The organism is Escherichia sp. TW09308, from assembly GCF_000208565.1.
In the GTDB taxonomy this organism is placed as follows: domain Bacteria; phylum Pseudomonadota; class Gammaproteobacteria; order Enterobacterales; family Enterobacteriaceae; genus Escherichia; species Escherichia marmotae.
The window spans coordinates 4,292,204-4,316,941 of record NZ_AEME01000001.1 but is presented as its reverse complement, the minus strand read 5'-3'; the positions used below and the strand labels follow the sequence as shown (position 1 = coordinate 4,316,941).

21 protein-coding genes, 1 tRNA gene and 1 pseudogene are annotated in these 24,738 nt (G+C 50.7%); 16 read left to right on the top strand and 7 right to left on the bottom strand.

Features of this window, described 5'->3' with window-relative positions; genetic code table 11:
* Positions 1-25: 25 nt before the first annotated feature.
* From ESM_RS0120885 to ybdG, 5 genes are all read left to right on the top strand, one after another.
* The gene (locus ESM_RS0120885; RefSeq protein WP_000056358.1) at positions 26-1,144 is read left to right on the top strand and encodes a YbdK family carboxylate-amine ligase; all 1,119 of its coding nucleotides are present in this window, start codon (positions 26-28) and stop codon (positions 1,142-1,144) included.
* A gap of 65 nt (positions 1,145-1,209) precedes the next feature.
* Complete coding sequence (locus ESM_RS0120880) at positions 1,210-1,458, top strand: DUF1158 domain-containing protein (protein ID WP_000682506.1); 249 nt, start codon at positions 1,210-1,212, stop codon at positions 1,456-1,458.
* Positions 1,459-1,522: 64 nt separating this feature from the next.
* Positions 1,523-1,891 (top strand): MmcQ/YjbR family DNA-binding protein, encoded by a 369-nt coding sequence (locus tag ESM_RS0120875; RefSeq protein ID WP_000360970.1) that lies wholly within the window; start codon positions 1,523-1,525, stop codon positions 1,889-1,891.
* A gap of 92 nt (positions 1,892-1,983) precedes the next feature.
* Complete coding sequence (nfsB, locus tag ESM_RS0120870) at positions 1,984-2,637, top strand: oxygen-insensitive NAD(P)H nitroreductase (RefSeq protein WP_000351441.1); 654 nt, start codon at positions 1,984-1,986, stop codon at positions 2,635-2,637.
* A 107-nt stretch (positions 2,638-2,744) separates the two neighbouring features.
* Entirely contained in the window at positions 2,745-3,992 is a 1,248-nt protein-coding gene (gene ybdG, locus ESM_RS0120865; RefSeq protein WP_001153127.1) for a mechanosensitive ion channel YbdG, read from the top strand.
* Between the two features lie 96 nt (positions 3,993-4,088).
* On the opposite strand, the gene pheP is transcribed toward ybdG, so the two are convergent.
* The 5 genes from pheP to cusC form a co-directional block, all read right to left on the bottom strand.
* A complete protein-coding gene (pheP, locus tag ESM_RS0120860) occupies positions 4,089-5,471 on the bottom strand; it encodes a phenylalanine transporter (protein ID WP_000786335.1) in 1,383 nt (460 codons plus the stop codon).
* Between the two features lie 244 nt (positions 5,472-5,715).
* Positions 5,716-8,853: a Cu(+)/Ag(+) efflux RND transporter permease subunit CusA gene (cusA, locus tag ESM_RS0120855; RefSeq protein ID WP_000574009.1), complete on the bottom strand. Its 3,138-nt coding sequence runs from the start codon at positions 8,851-8,853 to the stop codon at positions 5,716-5,718.
* Positions 8,854-8,864: 11 nt separating this feature from the next.
* On the bottom strand, positions 8,865-10,088 hold the full coding sequence (cusB, locus tag ESM_RS0120850; protein ID WP_000717152.1) for a Cu(+)/Ag(+) efflux RND transporter periplasmic adaptor subunit CusB: 1,224 nt from the start codon (positions 10,086-10,088) through the stop codon (positions 8,865-8,867).
* A 15-nt stretch (positions 10,089-10,103) separates the two neighbouring features.
* Positions 10,104-10,436: a Cu(+)/Ag(+) efflux RND transporter periplasmic metallochaperone CusF gene (gene cusF / locus ESM_RS0120845; protein WP_000753225.1), complete on the bottom strand. Its 333-nt coding sequence runs from the start codon at positions 10,434-10,436 to the stop codon at positions 10,104-10,106.
* Between the two features lie 24 nt (positions 10,437-10,460).
* Positions 10,461-11,843 carry a Cu(+)/Ag(+) efflux RND transporter outer membrane channel CusC gene (cusC, locus tag ESM_RS0120840; protein ID WP_000017580.1) on the bottom strand — a complete coding sequence of 461 codons (1,383 nt, stop codon included), beginning with the start codon at positions 11,841-11,843 and terminating at the stop codon, positions 10,461-10,463.
* Positions 11,844-11,999: 156 nt separating this feature from the next.
* Between cusC and cusR the strand changes: the two genes are divergently transcribed.
* The 6 genes from cusR (at position 12,000) to ESM_RS0120805 (ending at position 21,686) form a co-directional block, all read left to right on the top strand.
* A complete protein-coding gene (gene cusR / locus ESM_RS0120830; RefSeq protein ID WP_000770938.1) occupies positions 12,000-12,683 on the top strand; it encodes a copper response regulator transcription factor CusR in 684 nt (227 codons plus the stop codon).
* Entirely contained in the window at positions 12,673-14,115 is a 1,443-nt protein-coding gene (gene cusS, locus ESM_RS0120825) for a Cu(+)/Ag(+) sensor histidine kinase CusS (RefSeq protein WP_001284605.1), read from the top strand. Before cusR ends, cusS begins: the two co-directional genes overlap by 11 nt.
* A gap of 149 nt (positions 14,116-14,264) precedes the next feature.
* A complete protein-coding gene (gene nfrB / locus ESM_RS0120820) occupies positions 14,265-16,502 on the top strand; it encodes a cyclic di-3',5'-guanylate-activated glycosyltransferase NfrB (RefSeq protein WP_000383933.1) in 2,238 nt (745 codons plus the stop codon).
* Positions 16,489-19,461 carry a bacteriophage adsorption protein NfrA gene (gene nfrA, locus ESM_RS0120815; RefSeq protein WP_010380663.1) on the top strand — a complete coding sequence of 991 codons (2,973 nt, stop codon included), beginning with the start codon at positions 16,489-16,491 and terminating at the stop codon, positions 19,459-19,461. Before nfrB ends, nfrA begins: the two co-directional genes overlap by 14 nt.
* The gene (locus tag ESM_RS0120810) at positions 19,462-20,352 is read left to right on the top strand and encodes a DUF4434 family protein (protein ID WP_001224552.1); all 891 of its coding nucleotides are present in this window, start codon (positions 19,462-19,464) and stop codon (positions 20,350-20,352) included. It begins immediately after the preceding gene.
* Positions 20,353-21,008: 656 nt separating this feature from the next.
* On the top strand, positions 21,009-21,686 hold the full coding sequence (locus tag ESM_RS0120805) for a hypothetical protein (RefSeq protein WP_000987170.1): 678 nt from the start codon (positions 21,009-21,011) through the stop codon (positions 21,684-21,686).
* A gap of 353 nt (positions 21,687-22,039) precedes the next feature.
* On the opposite strand, the gene emrE is transcribed toward ESM_RS0120805, so the two are convergent.
* Positions 22,040-22,372, bottom strand: coding sequence for a multidrug efflux SMR transporter EmrE (emrE, locus tag ESM_RS0120800; protein WP_001070455.1), 333 nt, complete (start codon positions 22,370-22,372; stop codon positions 22,040-22,042).
* 93 nt (positions 22,373-22,465) lie between these two features.
* On the opposite strand from emrE, the pseudogene ESM_RS01000000125475 reads away from it, so the two are divergent.
* Positions 22,466-22,635 (top strand): annotated as a pseudogene (locus ESM_RS01000000125475) (integrase); the annotation flags it as partial.
* A gap of 15 nt (positions 22,636-22,650) precedes the next feature.
* Here the strand turns inward: ESM_RS01000000125475 and ESM_RS0120795 are convergent.
* A tRNA-Arg gene (locus ESM_RS0120795) sits at positions 22,651-22,727 on the bottom strand.
* Between the two features lie 95 nt (positions 22,728-22,822).
* Here ESM_RS0120795 and ESM_RS1000000129450 point away from each other — a divergent pair.
* From ESM_RS1000000129450 to ESM_RS0120775, 4 genes are all read left to right on the top strand, one after another.
* Positions 22,823-22,945 (top strand): hypothetical protein, encoded by a 123-nt coding sequence (locus tag ESM_RS1000000129450; RefSeq protein ID WP_256734171.1) that lies wholly within the window; start codon positions 22,823-22,825, stop codon positions 22,943-22,945.
* Positions 22,946-22,997: 52 nt separating this feature from the next.
* On the top strand, positions 22,998-23,864 hold the full coding sequence (folD, locus tag ESM_RS0120785) for a bifunctional methylenetetrahydrofolate dehydrogenase/methenyltetrahydrofolate cyclohydrolase FolD (RefSeq protein WP_000729173.1): 867 nt from the start codon (positions 22,998-23,000) through the stop codon (positions 23,862-23,864).
* Between the two features lies 1 nt (position 23,865).
* Entirely contained in the window at positions 23,866-24,078 is a 213-nt protein-coding gene (gene ybcJ / locus ESM_RS0120780) for a ribosome-associated protein YbcJ (RefSeq protein WP_000190288.1), read from the top strand.
* Between the two features lie 108 nt (positions 24,079-24,186).
* Positions 24,187-24,717 carry a metal-dependent hydrolase gene (locus ESM_RS0120775; protein ID WP_001143525.1) on the top strand — a complete coding sequence of 177 codons (531 nt, stop codon included), beginning with the start codon at positions 24,187-24,189 and terminating at the stop codon, positions 24,715-24,717.
* Positions 24,718-24,738 lie beyond the last annotated feature (21 nt).

The following is a 24,738-nucleotide window of genomic DNA, read 5'->3' as shown; positions in this document are numbered from 1 at the left end:
GAAAACGCCCACATAAGAGAAACCTATGTCATTACCCGATTTTCATATTTCTGAACCTTTTACCCTCGGTATTGAGCTGGAAATGCAGGTGGTTAATCCGCCGGGCTACGATCTTAGTCAGGACTCTTCAACGCTAATTGATGCGGTAAAAAGTGAGATTAGCGCCGGAGAAGTGAAGCACGATATCACCGAAAGTATGCTGGAACTGGCAACTGGTGTTTGCCGTGATATCAACCAGGCTGCCGGGCAATTTTCAGCAATGCAGAAAGTCGTTCTGCAAGCTGCGGCGGAGAATCATCTGGAAATTTGCGGTGGCGGTACGCACCCATTTCAGAAATGGCAGCGTCAGGAGGTGTGCGATAACGCACGCTATCAGCGGACGCTGGAACACTTTGGTTATCTCATTCAGCAGGCGACTGTTTTTGGTCAGCATGTTCACGTTGGCTGCGCCAGTGGCGATGACGCCATTTATTTGCTACACGGCTTATCGCGCTTTGTGCCGCACTTTATCGCCCTTTCTGCCGCGTCGCCGTATATGCAGGGAACAGATACCCATTTTGTCTCCTCACGGCCAAATATCTTTTCCGCCTTTCCCGATAATGGTCCGATGCCGTGGGTCAGTAACTGGCAGCAATTCGAAGCCCTGTTTCGCTGCCTGAGCTACACCACGATGATCGACAGCATTAAAGATTTGCACTGGGATATTCGCCCCAGCCCTCATTTTGGCACAGTAGAAGTTCGGGTGATGGATACCCCGTTAACCCTTAGCCATGCGATAAATATGGCGGGATTGATTCAGTCCACCGCTCACTGGCTGCTGACGGAACGCCCTTTTAAGCATCAGGAAAAGGATTATCTGCTGTATAAGTTCAACCGTTTCCAGGCCTGCCGCTATGGTCTGGAAGGCGTTGTTACCGATCCACACACCGGCGATCGTCGGCCACTAACAGAAGACACCTTACGATTGCTGGAAAAAATCGCCCCTTCTGCGCATAAAATTGGTGCGTCGAGTGCGGTTGAGGCCCTACATCGCCAGGTCGCCAGCGGTCTGAATGAAGCACAGTTGATGCGTGATTTCGTTGCCGATGGCGGCTCGCTGATTGGGCTGGTGAAAAAGCATTGTGAGATTTGGGCCGGAGACTAAGTCGGGAATTGCCTTACAGAAGAATATCCCTGACAATGGTGTTTTAACTTACATTTAACAATGTTATGAAACATCCTTTAGAAACCTTGACCGCCGCAGCAGGCATTTTGTTGATGGCTTTCCTCTCTTGCCTGCTGCTGCCCGCCCCCGCGCTGGGGCTGACGCTGGCACAGAAACTGATGGCCACGTTCCATCTGATGGATCTGAGTCAGCTTTACACTTTGTTATTTTGTCTGTGGTTTTTAGTGCTGGGCGCTATTGAATATTTTATTCTTAGATTTATCTGGCGACGCTGGTTCTCGCTGGCGGATTAAACATCGATTATCGCCGCGGTTCGCGGCATACTTTGCTTATTCTCCTTCGCCTTAAGGAAAGTTTATGGATAAGCAATCACTGCTTGAAACGGCGAAACGCCTGGCGCTTGAGCTGCCTTTCGTCGAGCTTTGCTGGCCGTTTGGCCCGGAGTTTGATGTTTTTAAAATTGGCGGCAAGATTTTTATGCTGTCGTCAGAACTGCGCGGCGTCCCCTTCATAAATCTGAAGTCCGATCCACAAAAATCCCTGTTAAATCAGCAGATATATCCGAACATTAAGCCTGGATATCACATGAATAAAAAGCACTGGATTTCGGTGTATCCCGGCAAGGAAATCTCCGAAGCGTTACTTCGCGATCTGATCAACGATTCATGGAATTTAGTGGTTGATGGCTTAGCCAAACGCGATCAAAAAAGACTGCGGCCAGGCTAAAACGTAAATCTATAGAGCATTTTTCTCGCTTACCATTTTACTTCGATCCTTGTAATCTGCTGGCACACAAATGTCTTTCACAAGGAGTCTTTATGGATATTATTTCTGTCGCCTTAAAGCGTCATTCCACTAAGGCATTCGATGCCAACAAAAAACTTACCCCAGAACAGGCGGAGCAGATCAAAACCCTGCTGCAATACAGCCCTTCCAGCACCAACTCCCAGCCGTGGCATTTTATCGTTGCCAGCACTGAAGAAGGCAAAGCGCGTGTCGCCAAATCCGCTGCCGATAATTACGTGTTCAACGAACGTAAAATACTTGATGCCTCGCACGTCGTTGTGTTCTGCGCGAAAACCGCAATGGACGATGCCTGGCTGAAGCTGGTTGTTGACCAGGAAGAGGCTGATGGCCGCTTTGCCACGCCGGAAGCGAAAGCCGCGAACGATAAAGGCCGCAAATTCTTCGCGGATATGCACCGTAAAGATCTGCAAGATGATGCAGAGTGGATGGCAAAACAGGTATATCTCAACGTCGGTAATTTCCTGCTGGGCGTTGCGGCACTGGGTCTGGACGCGGTGCCAATCGAAGGTTTTGACGCCGCGATCCTCGATGAAGAATTTGGTCTGAAAGAGAAAGGCTACACCAGTCTGGTGATCGTTCCGGTGGGTCATCATAGCGTCGAAGATTTTAACGCTACCCTGCCGAAATCTCGTCTGCCACAAAGTATCACTTTAACCGAAGTGTAATTCTCCCTTGCCGGGCATCCGCCCGGCTATTTATCCTCAGATTTTACTTATTTGCATAACCCCCTTTCACCCGTCATCATAGGCCGCTGTTGTATAAAGGAGACGTTATGCAGGATTTAATATCCCAGGTTGAAGATTTAGCGGGTATTGAGATCGATCACACCACTTCAATGGTGATGATTTTCGGTATTATTTTTCTGACCGCCGTAATAGTGCATATTATTTTGCACTGGGTGGTACTGCGTACCTTCGAAAAACGCGCCATCGCCAGCTCACGGCTGTGGTTGCAAATCATTACCCAGAATAAACTCTTCCACCGTTTAGCTTTTACCCTGCAGGGGATTATCGTCAATATTCAGGCGGTATTCTGGCTGCAAAAAGGCACCGAAGCGGCTGATATCCTGACCACCTGTGCGCAGTTGTGGATCATGATGTATGCGCTGCTTTCAGTCTTCTCCCTGCTGGATGTTATTTTAAATCTGGCTCAGAAATTCCCGGCGGCAAAACAGTTGCCGTTAAAAGGGATATTTCAGGGGATCAAACTGATCGGCGCGATTCTGGTCGGCATATTAATGATCTCACTGCTGATTGGTCAGTCACCGGCAATTCTGATCAGTGGTCTTGGCGCGATGGCTGCCGTACTGATGTTGGTGTTTAAAGATCCGATTCTTGGTCTGGTTGCAGGGATTCAGCTTTCCGCGAACGATATGTTGAAACTGGGCGACTGGCTGGAGATGCCAAAATACGGCGCGGATGGCTCAGTGATCGATATCGGCTTAACTACCGTCAAAGTGCGTAACTGGGATAATACCATTACCACTATTCCCACCTGGTCGTTAGTATCCGACTCCTTTAAAAACTGGAGCGGGATGTCAGCCTCTGGCGGTCGACGTATTAAACGCAGTATCAGCATTGATGTCACCAGTATTCGTTTTCTTGATGAAACCGAAATGCAGCGGCTGAATAAAGCGCATTTGTTGAAACCCTATTTAACCAGCCGCCATCAGGAAATTAACGAGTGGAATCGCCAGCAAGGTTCTACGGAGTCAGTATTAAACCTGCGCCGAATGACCAATATTGGAACGTTTCGCGCCTATCTGAACGAATATCTACGCAATCATCCGCGGATTCGTAAAGATATGACCTTAATGGTGCGCCAGTTAGCTCCCGGCGATAATGGTTTACCGCTTGAGATCTATGCGTTTACTAATACTGTGGTGTGGCTGGAATATGAAAGCATTCAGGCTGATATATTCGACCACATATTTGCCATCGTCGAAGAGTTTGGTCTGCGACTTCATCAGTCACCAACCAGCAATGATATTCGCTCCCTGGCAGAAGCATTTAAGCAGTAATTAAAAAACCGCTCTCATCGAATGGATGAGAGCGGCTTCAAATTGTTGACATCATTTTGTCGGATGCGGCGTGAACGCCTTATCCGACCTACACTATTATTTCGCTTTCCGGCGCAGTGTTTTAAACGCCACAAACAGGAACACAATCCACACCGGCAGCAAAATTGCCGACAAGCGCATATCATCCATCGTGCACATCAACAGCAAAATCATGCCGAGGAAGGCAATGCAAAGATAGTTGCCAAACGGATAGAGCAGCGCCTTAAACTGTGTTTCACGCCCCTGACGTCGCATCGCTGCACGAAAACGCAGATGCGCCAGGCAGATCATAATCCAGTTCAACAGCAAGGTTGCCACCACCAGTGCCATCAGCAAACCAAACGCTTTTTGCGGCAACAGATAGTTGATCAACACCACCAGTGAGGTGATCGCCCCGGAAAGCATCAGCGAGTTGATCGGCACGCCGCGACGGCTAACACGGGTAAGGAACTTCGGTGCGTTACCCTGGACGGAAAGGCCAAACAGCATCCGGCTGTTAGAGTAAACCCCGCTGTTATACACTGACAGCGATGCCACCAGAATGACGAAGTTCAGCGCAGAAGCCACCACGTTGCTGTCGAGGTTATGGAAAATCATCACAAACGGGCTACTGTTAGATTTCACTTCCACCCACGGGTAGAGCGCCAGTAATACCACCAGCGAACCGATATAAAACAGCAAGATACGATAAACCACCTGATTTACCGCCTTCGGGATGCTTTTTTCCGGATCGCGCGCTTCAGCGGCAGTGATCCCAATCAGCTCCAGGCCGCCGAAGGAGAACATGATCACCGCCAGCGACAAAATCAGCCCGTTCCAGCCAGTGGCAAAGAAACCACCAAAGCGCCAGAGGTTATCGATACTGGCTTTCTCGCCGCCGTGACCAGAAAACAGCAGCCACAGACCAAAACCGATCATGCCGATAATCGCCAGCACTTTAATCAGCGCAAACCAGAACTCGGTTTCGCCATACAAGCGCACGTTCACCAGGTTAACGGCGTTGATGATAATAAAGAAGGCGGCGGCCCAGACCCACGTAGGAACATCCGGGAACCAGTACTGCATATAGATGCCCGCAGCGGTCAGCTCTGCCATTCCCACCAGCACGAACATTACCCAATAGTTCCAGCCGGAAAGGAAGCCTGCAAACGGTCCCCAGTATTTATAAGCAAAGTGGGCAAACGAACCGGAAACCGGCTCCTCAACCACCATCTCGCCAAGCTGGCGCATAATCAGGAAAGCGATGATCCCGGCGACGCCGTAGCCCAGCAACACGGCCGGCCCCGCCATCTGAATCGCCGGGCCAATGCCAAGAAACAGACCAGTACCAATTGCACCGCCCAGCGCAATCAGTTGAATATGACGGTTATGTAATCCCCGATGAAGCGTCGGCTCTTGATTCGACGCGGTATCTTCCGATACGGTTGACGCGTTTTTCACGCCTTTCCCCTGTGTGTCTTTTTTAATGAGGGGCATCTTTTAACATTTAGTGCTGGTCGTCGCAAGACACAATCCACACAGTTAAACCGGGTATCCTTTTCTTATGCAAATTGCCGACAAAAAGTACTCTGTTATTGCCAAATAAGGTGTTAACGCCTTATTTGGCCTACAGAAACGTGCAAATTCAATAAATTATAATTCACGCTGTAGGCCTGATAAGGCATAGCGCATCAGGCAATTTTGCCTAAACCCGATGACGGTGCAGCCACATCAACTTATACGCCGCCGGGATAATAAACAGCGACAGCAACGGTGCGGTGATCATACCGCCAATCATCGGCGCAGCGATGCGACTCATCACTTCGGAACCCGCCCCTGTTCCCCACAGAATCGGCAGCAGACCAGCGATAATCACCGCCACCGTCATCGCTTTTGGGCGCACGCGCAGTACCGCGCCGTGATACAACGCCTCATCCAGCTTCTGTTCACTAAAGGTTTGCGGATTATCCAGCGACGGCTCTGCCTCTATGGCGTGACGTAAATACATCAACATCACCACACCAAACTCGGCAGCGACTCCGGCGAGAGCGATAAAACCGGTGCCCGTTGCCACGGAAAGATGAAAGCCCATCCACCACAGGAACCAGATACCGCCCACCAGCGCAAACGGTACACTACTGATAATCAACAACGCTTCGCCTACGCGACGGAACGCCAGATATAACAGCACGAAAATGATCATCAACGTCATCGGCACCATGAGTTTCAGCTTATGGTTCGCGCGCTCCAGTAACTCGAACTGCCCGGAGAACGCCACACTAGTGCCCGGTTTCAACTGCACTTTCTCGGCAATCGCTTTTTGCAGATCGTGAACCACCGACACCATGTCACGGTCGCGAGCGTCGATATAAATCCAGCTCGTCGGTCGCGCATTCTCGGTTTTCAGCATTGACGGTCCGCCAGAGACTTTGACGTCAGCAACGTCAGCAAGGGTGATTTGCTGTTTCATCGGCGTCAGAATCGGTAGCTGTCGCAGCGCCTGCGGGCTGTCGCGCCAGCTTTGTGGATAACGCAGATTAATCGGGTAACGAGCAATCCCTTCCACCGTTTCGCCAACCATCGCTCCGCCCACTGCGGATGTCACAAACAACTGCACATCCGCCACCGTCATACCGTAACGCGCGGCTTTTTCGCGGTTAATCTCAACGTTGATATAGCGCCCACCTTCCAGGCGTTCGGCAAGCGCAGAAGCCACGCCAGGCACCGTTCGCGCCACTTCTTCGATTTGTTCCGCCATCGCGTCGATATCCGCCAGCACGTTGCCGGAAACCTTAATCCCGATGGGACTTTTAATACCGGTCGAGAGCATATCGATACGGTTACGGATTGGCGGCACCCACAGATTTGCCAGCCCCGGCAGCCGCACTGTGTTATCCAGCTCTTCGATGATTTTGTCCATCGTCATACCTGGCCGCCACTGATCCTGCGGCTTAAGTTGAATGGTCGTTTCTACCATCTCCAGCGGAGCAGAATCAGTTGCCGTTTCCGCTTTCCCGGTCTTGCCAAATACCCGCGCCACTTCCGGCACGCTCATGATCAGCTTGTCAGTTTTTTGCAGCATACTCGCCGCTTCCGCCGCGGAAATCCCCGGTAGCGTCGAAGGCATATACAGCAAGTCCCCTTCATTGATCTGCGGTAAAAATTCGCCGCCAACTTTATTGAGCGGCCAGATTACCGTCAGCACCGAAAGCGCCGCCACCAGCAGTGTGGTTTTTGGCCAGTGCAATACTTTCAGCAACAGCGGATGGTAAATCCGAATCAAAAAGCGGTTGAGCGGATTACTACTTTCTGGCGGAATTTTGCCACGGATCCAGTAACCCATCAGGATCGGGATCACCACGATCGCCAGCAGCGCAGCCCCCGCCATCGCATAGGTTTTAGTGAACGCCAGTGGACCAAACAAACGCCCTTCCTGTCCTTCAAGGGTGAAGATCGGGATAAACGACAACGTAATAATCAGCAAACTGATAAACAGCGCTGGCCCTACTTCAACAGAAGCATCGGTGATCACCTGCCAGCGTGTTTTATTATCCAGCGGGGCGTCAGGATGCTGATGCTGCCACTCTTCCAACCGTTTATGGGCATTCTCGATCATGACGATAGCAGCATCGACCATCGCCCCGACGGCAATCGCAATACCGCCCAGCGACATAATATTGGCGTTCAGCCCCTGAAAGTGCATGACAATAAAAGCAATACACAACCCCAGCGGCAACGAAATAATCGCCACCAGCGCCGAGCGCACATGCCAGAGGAACAGCGCACAGACTACCGCCACCACAATAAACTCTTCCAGCAGCTTGCCGCTGAGATTGTCGATGGCGCGGTCAATAAGCTGGCTGCGATCGTATGTTGTAACTATCTCCACGCCTTCCGGCAGGCTGCTTTTCAGCGCTTCCAGTTTGTCCTTCACGGCGGCAATAACTTCACGGGCGTTTTTGCCGGAGCGCAGGATAACGACCCCACCCGCCACTTCGCCTTCGCCGTTCAGCTCCGCAATACCCCGGCGCATTTCCGGCCCAACCTGAACCTTCGCTACATCACGCAGATAAACGGGAACACCATTTTCACTGGCTTTTAAAACGATGTGATTAAAGTCGTCGAGCGTTTGCAGATAGCCACTGGCACGTACCATATACTCTGCTTCCGCCAGTTCAATCGACGAACCGCCTGCTTCCTGGTTTGAGGCATCCAGCGCACTTTTCACTTCTGCGAGACTGATGCCATATTGCGCCAGGCGCTGAGGATCGATAACTACCTGATACTCTTTTACCACACCGCCCACCGATGCCACTTCCGCAACATTGGGGATGGTTTTTAGCTCATATTTAAGAAACCAGTCCTGCAATGAGCGTAAATCAGCCAGATCGTGCTTCCCGCTGCGATCCACCAGCGCGTATTCATAAATCCAGCCAACGCCCGTGGCATCTGGCCCCAACTCGGCACTGACACCCGCAGGCAGCTTACCCTGCACCTGGTTGAGGTACTCCAGCACCCGCGAGCGCGCCCAGTACGGATCGGTGCCATCTTCGAAAATGACATACACATAAGAGTCGCCAAACTGCGAGAAACCGCGCACTGTCTTCGCGCCCGGCACCGACAGCATGGTAGTGGTTAGCGGATAAGTGACCTGATTTTCAACGATTTGTGGTGCCTGACCGGGGTAACTGGTTTTAATAATCACCTGCACATCGGAGAGATCCGGCAGTGCATCCACTGGCGTGTTAATAATGGTCCAGGTGCCCCAGATACTCAGAAACAATGCACCCATCAGCACCAGAAAACGGTTCGCCACCGAGCGACGAATAATCCATTCAATCATTGGTTATTCCCTCAATGCGCATGGGTAGCGCTTTCAGAGCGCATCCGCTCCAGCGCACCAGAAATATTGGCTTCGGAATCAATCAGAAACAGCCCGCTGGAAACCACCTTTTCACCTTCCGCCAGACCAGAGCGTAGCGCGGTGATACCTTGTGATGCCTGGAAAACGGAAACGCGTTTCGGAACAAAACGCCCGTCGGCATCAACGGTAATCACCCGCTGTTCGCTGCCGGTGTCGATCAGCGCCTGTGACGGAATCAGCAGCATCGGTTCGCTGGCGGTATTGAGTTGCAACCAGGCGTTCATTCCCGGTTTTAGCGCCTCTTCGGCGTTGTCGACTTCCAGACGCAGTTGCAGCGTGCGGGTCGCGGCATCCACGCCGGGTAGCAGCGTCCATTTGCGAATGGTGAGCGTTTTATCGGGTCGCGCCGGAACGGTGAGCGTAAACTGCGAGGCATCTTTCACCAGCCAGGCGATGGACTCCGGGATCGCGGCAGTGACCCACACCGGGTTCATACCCTGAATTTTCGCTACCACGTTATCTTTGGCGATATTCATTCCCGCGCGCAGATCAAACGCGGTGATCACGCCATCAATGGGCGCTTTGAGCGTAAAGCGAGTCTGGATTTTTTGCGTGGCGATCAAGCGGCGAATATCGGCCTCCGGCATTCCCGCCAGTCGCAGCCGCTCAAGAATGCCTTCGATCTGGGTCGCCGTACCGCCGGTTTCACGTAGCAGTAAATACTCACTCTGCGCTTCCACCCAGTCGGGAATAGTCAGCTCGAGAAGCGGCACGCCCTTTTTCACTTTATCGCCCACGGTAAGCGGATAAACCTTGTCGATAAACCCGGCGGCGCGGGCCTGCACAATAGCAAACTGATACTCGTTGTAACTGACGTTTGCCGGGAAACTCTGGGCAAACGTCAACGACCCGCGCGTGACGGTGGCCGTTTTCACCCCCAGATTCTGCGTCTGGGTCGGGTCAATACGCACACCAGACGCAGAATTCTCTTCATCGGCATATTTCGGCACCAGATCCATATCCATAAACGGTGATTTACCCGGTTTATCGAACCGCGTATTGGGATACATCGGGTCATACCAGAATAAAATTTTACGTTCTGCGGTTGGTGTTTTTTCTGCTGGCTGTTCCGCCTGGGAAAACCAGGTAAAACCTGCCGCGGAAATAATACCGCCCGCGATCATGCTGCCGATAATAAGCGCGATTTTTTTCATTTCATTAAACCTGGGTTACTGGCTGATTTTAATATCCTGTAATAAAGAAAGGTTGCCCTGCTGGACAAAATTAAACGCCACTTTGTCACCGGTTTTAATTTCGCTCATTTTCGTCTGCGGGGTGATGGTAAAACGCATGGTCATCTCCGGCCAGTTCACGGCAGCAATCGGATCGTGATGGATGGTGATTTTTTTGCTTTCCAGATCAACACCTTTTACCACACCGGTGGCGCTAATTACCTGCGGTTGTGCTTCGCTCATAGTTTCATGATGATGTTCGTTAGCCTGCGCATTAAAGCCAATAACGGTAAACAGACTGAACATTGCGACTTGCAGTGTCTTTTTCATTTTATATCTCCTGGAGTTAAAAAATTATTGCTGCCAACCGCCACCCAGAGCGGTATATAAGGAAACTTCGTTAACCTGACGGGCATAATTCAGGTCGAGTAAGGTTTGTCGGGTAGCAAATAAAGAACGTTCGGCATCCAGCACTTCCAGATAACTTACCGCGCCGTGCTGATATAACGTCCGCGCCCGTTGCAGGGTAATTTGCAACGACGCCAGATAACGCTGCTGAGCGCTGATTTGATCATTCAGGCTTTGGCGTAACGCCAGCGCATCGGCCACTTCTTTAAAGGCGTTCTGGATTTTCTGTTCATAATTCACCACCGACTGCTGCTGGCGAATTTCAGCGATATCCAGATTGGCCTGGTTACGTCCGGCATTAAAAATGGGGATCTCAATTTTGGGGATAAAATTCCACATCCCGCTGCTGGCGTTAAATAATGACGACAGATCGCTGCTGGCGGTTGATATTCCGCTGGTCAGGCTTATAGACGGAAAAAATGCCGCGCGTGCAGCACCAATATTGGCATTGGCCGCCATTAATGCATGTTCGGCTTCCATAATATCCGGGCGTTGCAATAAGATTTGCGATGACAAACCCGCCGGTAATTTAACGCTTTGCAAGCTGTCGCTGTTTGCTGCCTGCGCTTGCGGCAGCTTGCCGTAGCGTCCCAATAACAGTTGCAACGCATTATTCGCCTGCGCCAGTTCCCCCTGACGTTTAGCAATATCGCTACGGGTACTTTCAATCACCCCACGAGCCTGTTCCAGCGCCAGAACATTGCTGCTACCGGTTAACAGTTGTTTTTCGACAAACGCATATGACTGTTGATAATTACGCAGCGTTTCTTCGGCTATTTGCAATTGCGCATAAGCCAGTTGCTGGTTGTAATAGCTTTGCGCGACATTCGAAACCAGCAGAATATGCACCGCGCGCCGGGCTTCCTCAGTAGCTAAATAATTTTGTCGCTCGGCTTCGCTCATGTTCTTTAAGCGACCGAAAAAATCGAGGTCAAAACTGGTGTTAAGGCCAGTCGAGAACTCCCGTGTCGTGGCGGTATTGCCTTTAAGATTACCGCTCCAGTTGCCGCTACCCTCGCCGTTGAGTTGCGGGTAGCGATCGGCATCGGTCAGTCGATATTGCGCCCGCGCCTCCTGCACTTTTAGCGCCGCCATACGCAAATCCCGGTTATTCGCCAGCGCCTCGCTAATCAGCGTCTTCACCTGATTATCAACAAAAAAGGTGCGCCAGCCCGCACTCTGGTAATTATCGACCGGGTTGATCAGGCTGTTCTGACTTAACGAAAACTGCTGCGGCACGGGCATTGCCGGGCGCTGATAATCCGGTGCCAGTGAGCAACCACTTAGCGCGAGGGCCACACAAAGTGTCAGGAGTTTACAATGAGACATAGGCGCATAATTTCTGGTGATTTTATGCCGCCAACTTTACCCGCCAGGCTCTGATTTTCCGGTGACAGGAAAATGACAAAATTGTCATTTTGCCAATAAGCGATTGCCATCTGATCGCGCTCCTCTAGAATTGGCCGGGCAGTATGCGGAGGAAACATGAAACTGTTGATTGTCGAAGATGAAAAGAAAACCGGCGAATATCTGACCAAAGGGTTAACCGAAGCCGGTTTTGTGGTCGATTTGGCCGATAACGGACTTAACGGCTACCATCTGGCGATGACTGGAGATTACGACCTGATAATCCTCGATATTATGCTGCCAGACGTGAACGGCTGGGATATCGTGCGCATGTTGCGTTCTGCCAACAAAGGGATGCCGATTCTGCTGCTCAGCGCGCTGGGTACGATTGAACATCGCGTCAAGGGGCTGGAGCTGGGAGCGGATGATTATCTGGTGAAGCCATTCGCTTTTGCTGAACTGCTGGCGCGGGTGCGCACCTTACTGCGGCGCGGAGCGGCGGTGATTATCGAAAGCCAGTTTCAGGTTGCCGACCTGATGGTCGATCTTGTCAGCCGCAAAGTCACCCGTAGCGGCACGCGTATCACTTTGACCAGTAAAGAATTTACCCTGCTGGAGTTTTTCCTCCGTCATCAGGGCGAAGTACTGCCCCGCTCGCTTATCGCTTCACAGGTATGGGACATGAATTTTGACAGCGACACCAACGCCATTGATGTGGCGGTGAAGCGACTGCGCGGCAAAATCGACAATGATTTTGAGCCAAAGCTGATTCAAACCGTGCGTGGCGTGGGTTACATGCTTGAGGTGCCGGATGGCCAATAAGCCATTTCAGCGCCCGTTTTCGCTGGCAACCCGCCTGACCTTTTTTATCAGCCTTGCCACCATCGCGGCATTTTTCGCCTTTGCATGGATCATGATCCACTCGGTAAAAGTCCATTTTGCTGAGCAGGATATTAATGATTTAAAAGAGATTAGCACCACCCTTGAACGGGTACTTAATCACCCTGACGAGACACAAGCCCGACGCTTAATGACGCTGGAAGATATCGTCAGTGGTTATTCCAACGTCTTGATTTCCCTGGCAGATAGCCACGGTAAAACGGTATATCACTCCCCAGGCGCGCCGGATATCCGCGAGTTTGCACGCGATGCCATACCCGATAAAGACGCACGTGGTGGTGAGGTGTATCTCCTCTCCGGCCCGACGATTATGATGCCAGGCCACGGTCACGGGCATAGGGAACACAGCAACTGGCGGATGATTAACTTGTCGGTTGGCCCGCTGGTGGACGGCAAACCGGCTTATACGCTCTACATTGCGCTGTCGATCGATTTTCATCTTCATTACATAAATGATTTGATGAATAAACTTGTAATGACTGCATCGATCATCAGCATCCTGATCGTCTTTATCGTGCTGCTGGCGGTACATAAAGGTCACGCGCCGATCCGCAGCGTCAGCCGCCAGATCCAGAATATCACTTCGAAAGATCTCGACGTTCGCCTGGACCCGCAGACCGTGCCGATTGAGCTGGAGCAACTGGTGCTGTCGTTTAATCATATGATTGAACGTATTGAAGATGTCTTTACCCGCCAGTCCAACTTCTCGGCAGATATCGCCCACGAAATTCGCACGCCAATTACGAATCTGGTGACGCAAACGGAAATTGCCCTGAGCCAGTCGCGCAGCCAGAAGGAACTGGAAGATGTGCTCTACTCTAATCTGGAAGAGTTGACGCGAATGGCGAAAATGGTCAGCGATATGCTGTTTCTCGCCCAGGCCGATAACAACCAGCTAATCCCGGAAAAGAAAATGCTCAACCTGGCAGATGAAGTCAGCAAAGTTTTCGATTTTTTCGAGGCGTTAGCGGAAGATCGCGGCGTGGAACTGCGATTTGTTGGCGACAAGTGTCAGGTCGCGGGCGATCCGCTGATGTTGCGTCGGGCGTTAAGCAACCTGCTTTCTAACGCCCTGCGTTATACGCCGCCCGGAGAGGCAATTGTAGTGCGTTGCCAGACTACCGATCGCCAGGTACAGGTTACCGTCGAAAACCCCGGTACGCCCATTCCGCCCGAACACTTACCGCGATTGTTCGACCGCTTCTACCGCGTTGACCCCTCCCGCCAACGAAAAGGTGAAGGTAGCGGCATTGGCCTGGCGATTGTGAAATCGATTGTTGTCGCGCATAAAGGCACGGTTGCGGTAACGTCAGATGCGCGTGGGACAAGGTTTGTGATCTCATTACCCGCTTAATCATTCAGCAAACAGCAACTTTTATCACCAGTGTAAAAATAACGTGCCGCAATAGTCATACCTATTAATGGTAAAAAGCTGTCACAATTCATAAAAAACCTTAATATACGCCACCCTAAACATAAGCAGCGTTAATGTAAGGTTTTGGCGTGGACTGGCTTCTTGATGTTTTTGCTACCTGGCTTTATGGCTTAAAAGTAATCGCGATAACGTTAGCGGTCATAATGTTCATCAGCGGACTGGACGATTTTTTCATTGATGTCGTCTACTGGGTTCGTCGCATTAAGCGCAAGTTGAGTGTTTATCGGCGCTACCCACGAATGAGTTACCGCGAACTGTACAAACCAGATGAAAAACCGTTAGCGATTATGGTTCCGGCGTGGAATGAAACTGGCGTCATCGGCAATATGGCCGAGCTGGCGGCAACCACGCTCGACTATGAAAACTATCATATCTTTGTCGGCACTTACCCGAACGACCCCGATACTCAGCGTGATGTTGACGAAGTGTGTGCTCGCTTCCCGAACGTGCATAAGGTGGTCTGCGCACGTCCTGGCCCCACCAGCAAAGCAGATTGTCTGAACAATGTGCTGGACGCCATCACCCAGTTTGAGCGAAGCGCCAATTTCGCCTTTGCGGGTTTTATTCTGCATGACGCCGAAGATGTGATTTCGCCAATGGAACTGCGTCTGTTCAACTACCTTGTCGAGCGTAAGGATCTGATTCAGATCCCGGTGTATCCGTTCGAACGCGAATGGACGCACTTCACCAGCATGACCTATATCGATGAGTTTTCCGAACTGCATGGCAAAGATGTTCCGGTGCGTGAAGCCCTCGCCGGACAGGTGCCCAGCGCAGGTGTTGGCACCTGTTTCAGCCGCCGCGCCGTGACCGCGCTGTTGGCTGACGGTGACGGCATTGCTTTTGACGTGCAAAGTCTCACCGAAGATTACGACATTGGTTTCCGCCTGAAAGAGAAAGGAATGACGGAGATTTTTGTCCGTTTTCCGGTGGTGGACGAAGCTAAAGAACGCGAGCAGCGTAAATTTTTACAGCACGCGCGGACGTCAAACATGATCTGCGTGCGCGAATATTTCCCCGATACCTTTTCCACCGCAGTGCGGCAAAAGTCTCGCTGGATCATCGGCATTGTTTTCCAGGGATTTAAAACCCATAAATGGACTTCCAGCCTGACACTCAACTACTTTCTCTGGCGTGACCGCAAAGGGGCAATCAGCAACTTTGTTAGTTTCCTCGCGATGCTGGTGATGATCCAACTTTTGCTGTTACTGGCGTATGAAAGTTTATGGCCTGATGCCTGGCATTTTCTTTCTATTTTCAGCGGCAGCGCATGGTTAATGACCCTGCTATGGCTAAACTTTGGCTTGATGGTTAACCGTATTGTGCAGCGGGTGATTTTTGTCACCGGTTACTACGGCCTGACGCAGGGCCTGCTATCCGTCCTGCGGCTATTCTGGGGCAACCTGATTAACTTTATGGCTAACTGGCGCGCGTTGAAACAGGTGCTTCAACATGGCGATCCGCGTCGCGTAGCATGGGATAAAACGACGCACGATTTCCCCAGCGTGACTGGCGATACCCGTTCGTTGCGCCCGTTAGGTCAAATTTTGTTGGAAAATCAGGTCATCACCGAAGAACAACTCGATACAGCACTGCGTAATCGCGTCGAAGGTCTGCGTCTCGGCGGTTCGATGCTGATGCAAGGGTTGATCAGCGCAGAGCAACTGGCGCAGGCACTGGCGGAGCAAAACGGTGTGGCGTGGGAATCGATCGATGCCTGGCAGATCCCTTCCTCGCTGATTGCCGAAATGCCGGCTTCCGTAGCACTGCATTATGCGGTGCTGCCGCTGCGTCTGGAAAATGATGAGTTAATTGTCGGTAGTGAAGACGGCATTGATCCGGTGTCACTGGCGGCACTGACGCGCAAGGTTGGACGTAAAGTGCGCTACGTCATTGTTCTGCGCGGGCAAATTGTCACCGGATTACGCCACTGGTATGCACGCCGCCGCGGTCACGATCCGCGGGCAATGTTGTACAATGCGGTTCAGCATCAGTGGCTCACGGAACAACAGGCCAGCGATATTTGGCAGCAATATGTGCCGCATCAGTTCCTGTTTGCCGAAATACTGACCACACTCGGCCATATTAATCGTTCAGCGATTAATGTGCTGCTACTGCGTCATGAACGCAGCTCTCTGCCGCTCGGCAAATTTTTGGTTACTGAAGGTGTCATCAGCCAGGAAACGCTGGATCGCGTACTGACAATTCAACGCGAATTACAAGTTTCGATGCAATCTCTATTACTCAAAGCAGGTTTAACCACAGAACAGGTTGCGCAACTGGAGTCCGAAAATGAAGGAAAATAACCTTAATCGCATCATCGGATGGTCTGGTTTACTGCTGACGTCTTTATTGAGTACTGGCGCACTCGCAGACAATATTGGCACCAGCGCCAAAGAGCTGGGGCTTAGCGACTATCGCCATTTTGTTATTTATCCCCGCCTCGATAAGGCGCTGAAAGCACAGAAAAATAACGACGAAGCAACCGCCATCCGTGAATTTGAATATATTCATCAGCAGGTGCCGGATAATATTCCGCTGACTTTATATCTGGCAGAAGCCTATCGCCATTTTGGTCATGATGACCGCGCGCGGCTATTGCTTGAGGATCAGCTTAAACGAACTCCCGGCGATGCCCGGCTTCAACGTAGCCTTGCGGCAATTCCTGTGGAAGTCAAAACAGTGAATACCGTCGAGGAGCTGTTGGCACAGCAAAAAGCGTGCGATGCTACGCCGACTCTGCGTTGCCGCAGTGAAGTTGGGCAGAATGCGCTGCGGCTGGCACAGTTATCTGTTGCCAAAGCGCAACTGAACGATGCGACGTTTGCCGCATCGCCGGAAGGAAAAACGTTACGTACCGATCTGCTGCAACGCGCAATCTACCTGAAACAATGGTCCCAGGCGGATACGCTATACAATGAAGCACGCCAGCAGAATACATTAAGCGCAGCAGAGCGCCGTCAGTGGTTTGACGTGCTTCTTGCCGGGCATCTGGATGATCGGATCCTGGCGCTGCAATCAGTGGGGATCTTCACCGATCCACAGTCGTATATTACTTACGCGACCGCACTGGCTTATCGTGGCGAAAAAGCACGCCTCCAGCGTTATCTCGCTGAAAACAAACCTCTGTTCACTACGGACTTACAAGAGAAAAGCTGGCTCTATCTGTTATCAAAATACAGTGACACTCCGGTGCAAGCGTTGGCGAATTACACGGTACAGTTTGCCGATAACCGCCAGTACGTTATTGGCGCAACGCTTCCGGAGCTGTTAAAAGAGGGTCAGTACGACGCGGCGCAAAAACTGCTCGCCACCCTCCCCGCCAATGAAATGCTTGAAGAGCGTTATGCCGTCAGTGTGGCAACCCACAACAGAGTTGAAGCACTACGTCTGGCGCGGTTGCTGTATCAGCGAGAACCAGCAAATCTTACGCGCTTGGATCAACTGACCTGGCAACTGATGCAGAACGGACAGTCACGTGAAGCTGCCGATTTGTTACTGCAACGCTACCCTTTCCAGGGCGATGCAAGCGCCAGCCATACGTTAATGACGCGGCTGGCGTCTCTGTTGGAAAGTCATCCTTACCTGGCAACGCCAGCGAAAGTGGCGATTTTATCGAAACCGTTGCCGCTGGCGGCGCAACGCCAGTGGCAAAGCCAGTTGCCGGGTATTGCTGACAATTGCCCGGCAATCGTCCGTTTACTGGGCGATATGTCACCGACTTACGATGCAGCCGCCTGGAACCGTCTGGCGAAGTGTTATCGGGAGACGCTACCTGGTGTGGCGTTGTATGCATGGCTTCAGGCAGAAAAACGGCAACCGAACGCGTGGCAACATCGCGCGGTGGCCTATCAGGCGTATCAGGTTGAAGACTACGCCACCGCACTGGCGGCCTGGCAGAAAATCAGTCTTCACGACATGAGCAAGGAAGATCTGCTCGCTGCCGCCAATACCGCCCAGGCGGCTGGAAATGGCACGGCTCGCGATCGCTGGCTTCAGCAGGCAGAACAACGCGGGCTGGGCAACAATGCTCAGTATTGGTGGCTACATGCACAACGTTATATTCCTGCTCAGCCAGAACTTGCACTGAACGATCTCACTCGATCAATTAACATTGCGCCTTCAGCTAACGCTTACGTTGCGCGGGCGACGATTTATCGGCAACGTCATAATGTCTCAGCGGCAGTGAGCGATTTGCGCGCCGCTCTGGAACTGGAACCGAATAACAGCAATACCCAGGCGGCGCTCGGTTACGCCTTGTGGGATAGCGGCGATATCGCGCAGTCGCGGGAGATGCTGGAACAGGCGCATAAAGGGCTACCGGACGATCCGGCACTCATCAGACAACTGGCTTACGTGAATCAGCGTCTGGATGATATGCCTGCGACGCAACACTACGCCCGGCTGGTGATTGATGACATTGATAACCAGGCGCTGATTACACCGCTGACACCGGAACAAAATCAGCAACGCTTCAATTTCCGTCGTCTGCATGAGGACGTTGGTCGCCGCTGGACGTTCAGTTTCGATTCCTCCATTGGCTTGCGTTCCGGCGCGATGAGTTCAGCTAGCAATAACGTCGGTGGCGCTGCGCCAGGTAAAAGCTATCGTAGCTACGGACAACTGGAAGCCGAATACCGCATCGGGCGCAATATACTGCTGGAAGGCGACCTGCTTTCGGTTTACAGCCGTGTGTTTGCCGATACCGGAGAAAACGGTGTGGTGATGCCGGTGAAAAATCCGATGTCCGGCACCGGCCTGCGCTGGAAGCCGCTGCGCGATCAGATCTTTTTCCTTGCCGTTGAACAGCAGTTCCCGCTGAATGGGCAAAATGGCACCTCCGACACCATGCTGCGTGCCAGCGCCTCGTTCTTTAACGGCGGTAAATACAGCGATGAGTGGCACCCGAACGGTTCAGGCTGGTTTGCCCAAAACCTGTATCTCGATGCGGCGCAATATGTCCGCCAGGATATTCAGGCGTGGACGGCTGATTACCGTGTGAGCTGGCATCAGAAAGTCGCGAACGGGCAGACAATCGAACCTTACGCTCACGTACAGGATAACGGCTATCGTGATAAAGGCACTCAGGGCGCACAGCTTGGTGGCGTCGGCGTGCGCTGGAATATCTGGACCGGCGAGACGCATTACGATGCCTGGCCGCACAAAGTCAGTCTCGGCGTCGAATATCAGCATACCTTTAAGGTGATTAATCAACGTAGCGGGGAGCGCAACAACGCGTTTCTCACCATTGGAGTGCACTGGTAAATGCGTAAGTTCATTTTCGTATTGCTGACACTGCTCCTGGTCAGCCCTTTTTCCTTTGCAATGAAAGGTATTATCTGGCAACCGCAAAACCGTGACAGTCAGGTCACCGACGCCCAGTGGCAGGGACTGATGAGTCAGTTGCGTCTCCAGGGCTTCGACACCCTGATTCTGCAATGGACTCGTTATGGCGATGCATTCACCCAGCCAGAACAGCGCGCGTTATTGTTTAAGCGTGCCGCGGCAGCGCAACAGGCTGGTCTGAAGCTGATTGTTGGTCTGAACGCCGATCCGGAATTTTTTCTGCATCAGAAGCAGTCATCTGCAGCGCTGGAAAGCTACCTTAATCGCCTGCTGGCCGCCGATCTCCAGCAAGCCAGATTATGGCGTGCCACGCCTGGCGTAACGCCGGATGGCTGGTACATCAGTGCGGAAATTGACGATCTGAACTGGCGCAGTGAAGCCGCCCGACAACCTTTACTAAAATGGTTAAACAATACGCAGCGACTGATTAGCAATGTTTCAGCAAAACCGGTTTATATCAGTAGCTTTTTCGCTGGCAATATGTCGCCCGATGGCTATCGGCAACTGCTGGAACAAGTTAGAGCGACAGGCGTTAATGTCTGGGTACAGGATGGCGGCGGCGTTGATAAACTCACCGCCGAACAGCGTGACCGTTATCTGCAAGCCAGCGCAGATTGCCAAACTGCCTCACCCGCCAGCGGCATTGTTTATGAGTTGTTTGTCGCGGGCAAAGGTAAAACGTTTGCAGCTAAACCAAAACCGAATGCGGAGATCGCCTCGCTACTAGCAAAACATTCCGCCTGTGGCAAAGACGCACTCTATTTCTCTCTGCGCTATTTGCCCGTCGCGCGTGGCATCCTCGAGTATTAATTGTTTAAGGGAGCAACTTTGCTTGCTCCCTTCCTTTTCACTTGCCTGATCAGAATCCTGTCTGTATTAATTCTCAGTTTTCAACGCATTTTATGCGTCTGACGTTTTCAATTATTTAACCAAACCGCGATCAAAAAGTGATAGTGTAATTTGCGAAAGAGGAGGCGTTAAAGGAAGAATATAGGTGAAACTAATTTCATCGACTAACTGTTTGTTCTGGAGGTCTTCATTCTCCTACCGGTCAATAGATAACCGGAAGGTTTTAAACTGCTGTTTGTCATGAAACTTCAAAGCACATTCTTTCATACGTTATCTTTTAATTATCTGCCCTCCAATCAAATATTCTTATCAGCGGTTACACCATTATATTCACAATAAACATCATTACCCGCTTTACCATTTGTCACCACATGATAGTTGCCATCAGATCTTGCAATGCTTCGCTCAGGATTACGCTTGCGACGATTTGGCACTTTCCAGATATTCCCGTACATAACACAAATAAGCGGCGTAACCACTACTCAGAGGGATTATATAATCATATTTATACCACTATATAACTTTTAAATAAGAACAATTATTCATCAAGCGCATTAATATCAGCATATTCCTTTACACAGGAATAAAACCTTTTATTTAATAAACAAAGAGAGTCAATGATGAGTAAAATTACAGGCGTTTTAGTTGACAACCATATCTATGATATTAAAAATGATATGACGAATGGTTACCATTTCCCTAACTGCTTGTTTCCAGGTGCCACCTTTAAGATGGTCATTGATAATGACCCGGTTAATAATGACAAGGTAAAATGGAGCTGTAGCACTGATGCAGACAATAATGTTCTGGCGATCAGTCAGGATGGCACAGTAACTTTTCCTGACGTTGACGAAAAGTGCATCGGGAATATTTTTGCCATTTTCGCTACTGATAAATCAACGAACAAATCTGCCGGTATTTATATTTTTACCGTGAAGCGTTTTTTCAAATACAGCATTGAAACTTATGATTCAGTTAAAGATATTTTACCGTGGGTTAAAAAAATGAACGGAGAATTTCCCGAAGCGCAGGATATCGATAGTTACGATTATAATGATCATGATTCAGGGCATATTATTAAGCGAGAAGTTAACGCAGGACTTTACCAGGAATGGGGCGATGTAGCTAATAGTGGATGGAACACAAATAGTGAATGTGCGGGCATTTGTAGAATTTACGCTTTTAATAAAGAAGATAATATTTATTATTGGCTTAAAAATGATGGGGTCAGACAGGAATTGAGCGTGGGTTTCACCGCTCAGGCAGTTGCATCCTACGGTGAATCCATCGCCTGATTGTGTTTTTGTCCACTATCATTTGTATTATTGTAGCGTAAACATTCACTGAAATTATAAAATTTAACTTACGTAAAACCACCCGTTCAGCGGGTGGCTCTCATATTTATCCACGATGTGGATGAAGTTTAAAAAACAAACAGACTTAAGAGTTTCTTGTTATATTGCTATAAACCATTTAATCACAAAATGCCGACAGTATTTCTTGCCTACAACTTTGTTATTGCTATTCAAAACACAAATATGGTAATCCCCTGCTCCACTTGCAAAAAAACATTTACCCGCAGTATAAAAAAGCAGCCCGTATAAACATACGAGCTGACGTATTTCATTAAACTCGAACGAAACTATTTTTAATGCGGTGCGCTTCGTGACAATAAGTTAATTACCAACACTCCGGCACAAATCAACATCATGCCTATAATGGCTGGAAGATCCAGCCGTTGGCCGAAAAATCCCCAGGACAGTAAACTAATCAGGACGATACCGACTCCTGACCAGATAGCATAAGCAATCCCTGTAGGAATATAAGCCAGCGTCTGAGCTAATAACCAGAATGATGTACAGTAACAAATAATTGTACCAACAGAGGGCCATAACCGTGTAAAACCCTCTGAAAACTTCATTAAGGTTGTACCAATAACCTCTGCAAGTATTGCACCACCAAGATAAATATAAGGGTTCATAGCATATTCATTCCTGTTAATACCGGAGAGAATTGTACTACAGTTCGAACTTAACTCACTGGTTCCCCCTGGTGCATTCATTGATGCTCTTCATCAGTGCTTCAGGGAATGGGCGGATGGGGATCCATAGAAATGGTGCGTAGATATGCTCACCTTACGTCTAATCATTTGACAGAGCACGCGAGGAAAATAGACGATATTTTTGGTAATAATGCCCCAAATACGTCCACTCTGAAATTATGAAGGTGGTAAAGAAGGTGTAACTGGTTGAATTGTAATGGCGCGCCCTGCAGGATTCGAACCTGCGGCCCACGACTTAGAAGGTCGTTGCTCTATCCAACTGAGCTAAGGGCGCATTGATACCACGATGTGCTGTAATCGCGTGAATTATACGGTCAACCCTTGCTGAGTCAATGGCTTTTGAACTGGTTGCTGAACAAGTGTACGGTCGTGTCTGATTTATCTCACTACGACGGCAAACCAACGGCGGTTATCATTATCGGCGTTAATCTGCCTGGTACAGAAGGTTTTACTTTTCAGAAAACGAAAACTGACAGCGCGCTACGCTTCTGACAAAATAGACGCATCCCCTTCGACCTACGTAACAGATGGAATCCTCTCTCTGATGGCAGCAAAGATTATTGACGGTAAAACGATTGCGCAGCAGGTGCGCTCTGAAGTTGCTCAAAAAGTTCAGGCACGCGTTGCGGCCGGACTGCGGGCGCCAGGACTGGCCGTTGTGCTGGTCGGCAGCAACCCTGCATCGCAAATTTATGTCGCAAGCAAACGCAAAGCTTGCGAAGAAGTCGGGTTCGTCTCCCGCTCCTATGACCTTCCTGAAACCACCAGCGAAGCAGAACTGCTTGAGCTTATCGATGCGCTGAATGCCGACAATACCATCGATGGTATTCTGGTGCAGTTGCCGCTTCCGGCGGGAATTGACTACGTCAAAGTACTGGAACGTATTCACCCGGACAAAGACGTAGACGGTTTCCATCCTTATAACGTTGGTCGTCTGTGCCAGCGTGCGCCGCGCCTGCGTCCTTGCACCCCGCGCGGTATCGTCACGCTGCTTGAGCGTTACAACATTGATACCTTTGGCCTTAATGCTGTGGTGATTGGTGCATCGAATATCGTCGGTCGCCCGATGAGCATGGAACTGCTACTGGCAGGTTGCACCACCACCGTGACTCACCGCTTCACCAAAAATCTGCGTCATCATGTGGAAAACGCCGATTTGTTGATCGTCGCCGTCGGCAAGCCAGGCTTTATTCCCGGTGACTGGATCAAAGAAGGCGCTATTGTGATTGATGTCGGTATCAACCGTCTGGAAAATGGCAAAGTTGTGGGCGACGTCGTGTTTGAAGAAGCGGCTAAGCGCGCCTCATACATTACGCCTGTTCCTGGCGGCGTTGGCCCAATGACGGTTGCCACGCTGATTGAAAACACGCTACAGGCGTGCGTTGAATATCATGATCCACAGGGTGAGTAACATGGCGACATTTTCTTTAGGTAAACATCCGCACGTTGAGCTGTGCGACTTGCTGAAACTGGAAGGCTGGAGCGAAAGCGGCGCGCAGGCGAAAATCGCGATTGCTGAAGGCCAGGTGAAAGTCGACGGCGCAGTTGAAACGCGCAAACGTTGCAAAATCGTCGCCGGTCAGACAGTGAGTTTTGCAGGTCACAGCGTACAGGTTGTTGCCTGACCCCATTCCGGCCTGCCTGTATGCAGGCCGATTCTCTTTTCAGACCTTTGCCCTCTTCGTTGCTTTCATTCATGCTGTTAGCATCAACATTTTGCCGAAGCAATCATCATGCCAACCGTTATTACCCACGCCGCCGTCCCCCTTTGTATTGGTTTAGGGTTGGGGTCGAAAATCATCCCGCCGCGTCTGTTATTTGCCGGAATCGTCCTGGCGATGCTGCCAGACGCCGACGTATTGTCGTTTAAATTTGGCGTTGCCTACGGCAATGTTTTTGGCCATCGCGGTTTTACTCATTCGCTGGTATTTGCGTTTGTTGTCCCGCTGTTATGCGTGCTTATTGGGCATCGATGGTTCAGGACGGGGCTGATTCGCTGCTGGCTATTTTTAACCGTATCGCTGCTATCACACAGCTTGCTGGATTCGGTAACCACTGGCGGCAAAGGTGTTGGCTGGTTGTGGCCGTGGTCAGAGGAACGATTTTTCGCCCCCTGGCAGGTGATTAAAGTCGCGCCGTTTGCGTTATCGCGTTACACCACGCCATATGGGCATCAGGTGATTATTTCAGAGCTAATGTGGGTATGGCTACCAGGAATAATAGTGATGGGAATATTGTGGTGGAGCAGGCGTAAATTGCGCTGAGCGTATCCTCTCCCTTGCGGG

Coding starts and splice junctions, on each gene's coding strand:
- nfrA (WP_010380663.1), top strand. CDS start 16,489: ATGAAGGAAAATAACCTTAATCGCATCATCGGATGGTCTGGTTTACTG.
- ESM_RS0120805 (WP_000987170.1), top strand. CDS start 21,009: ATGATGAGTAAAATTACAGGCGTTTTAGTTGACAACCATATCTATGAT.
- folD (WP_000729173.1), top strand. CDS start 22,998: ATGGCAGCAAAGATTATTGACGGTAAAACGATTGCGCAGCAGGTGCGC.
- ESM_RS0120880 (WP_000682506.1), top strand. CDS start 1,210: ATGAAACATCCTTTAGAAACCTTGACCGCCGCAGCAGGCATTTTGTTG.
- ESM_RS0120810 (WP_001224552.1), top strand. CDS start 19,462: ATGCGTAAGTTCATTTTCGTATTGCTGACACTGCTCCTGGTCAGCCCT.
- ESM_RS0120885 (WP_000056358.1), top strand. CDS start 26: ATGTCATTACCCGATTTTCATATTTCTGAACCTTTTACCCTCGGTATT.
- emrE (WP_001070455.1), bottom strand. CDS start 22,372: ATGAACCCTTATATTTATCTTGGTGGTGCAATACTTGCAGAGGTTATT.
- cusC (WP_000017580.1), bottom strand. CDS start 11,843: ATGTCTCATTGTAAACTCCTGACACTTTGTGTGGCCCTCGCGCTAAGT.
- ESM_RS0120775 (WP_001143525.1), top strand. CDS start 24,187: ATGCCAACCGTTATTACCCACGCCGCCGTCCCCCTTTGTATTGGTTTA.
- cusB (WP_000717152.1), bottom strand. CDS start 10,088: ATGAAAAAAATCGCGCTTATTATCGGCAGCATGATCGCGGGCGGTATT.
- cusS (WP_001284605.1), top strand. CDS start 12,673: ATGGCCAATAAGCCATTTCAGCGCCCGTTTTCGCTGGCAACCCGCCTG.
- cusR (WP_000770938.1), top strand. CDS start 12,000: ATGAAACTGTTGATTGTCGAAGATGAAAAGAAAACCGGCGAATATCTG.
- ybdG (WP_001153127.1), top strand. CDS start 2,745: ATGCAGGATTTAATATCCCAGGTTGAAGATTTAGCGGGTATTGAGATC.
- cusA (WP_000574009.1), bottom strand. CDS start 8,853: ATGATTGAATGGATTATTCGTCGCTCGGTGGCGAACCGTTTTCTGGTG.
- ESM_RS0120875 (WP_000360970.1), top strand. CDS start 1,523: ATGGATAAGCAATCACTGCTTGAAACGGCGAAACGCCTGGCGCTTGAG.
- cusF (WP_000753225.1), bottom strand. CDS start 10,436: ATGAAAAAGACACTGCAAGTCGCAATGTTCAGTCTGTTTACCGTTATT.
- nfsB (WP_000351441.1), top strand. CDS start 1,984: ATGGATATTATTTCTGTCGCCTTAAAGCGTCATTCCACTAAGGCATTC.
- ybcJ (WP_000190288.1), top strand. CDS start 23,866: ATGGCGACATTTTCTTTAGGTAAACATCCGCACGTTGAGCTGTGCGAC.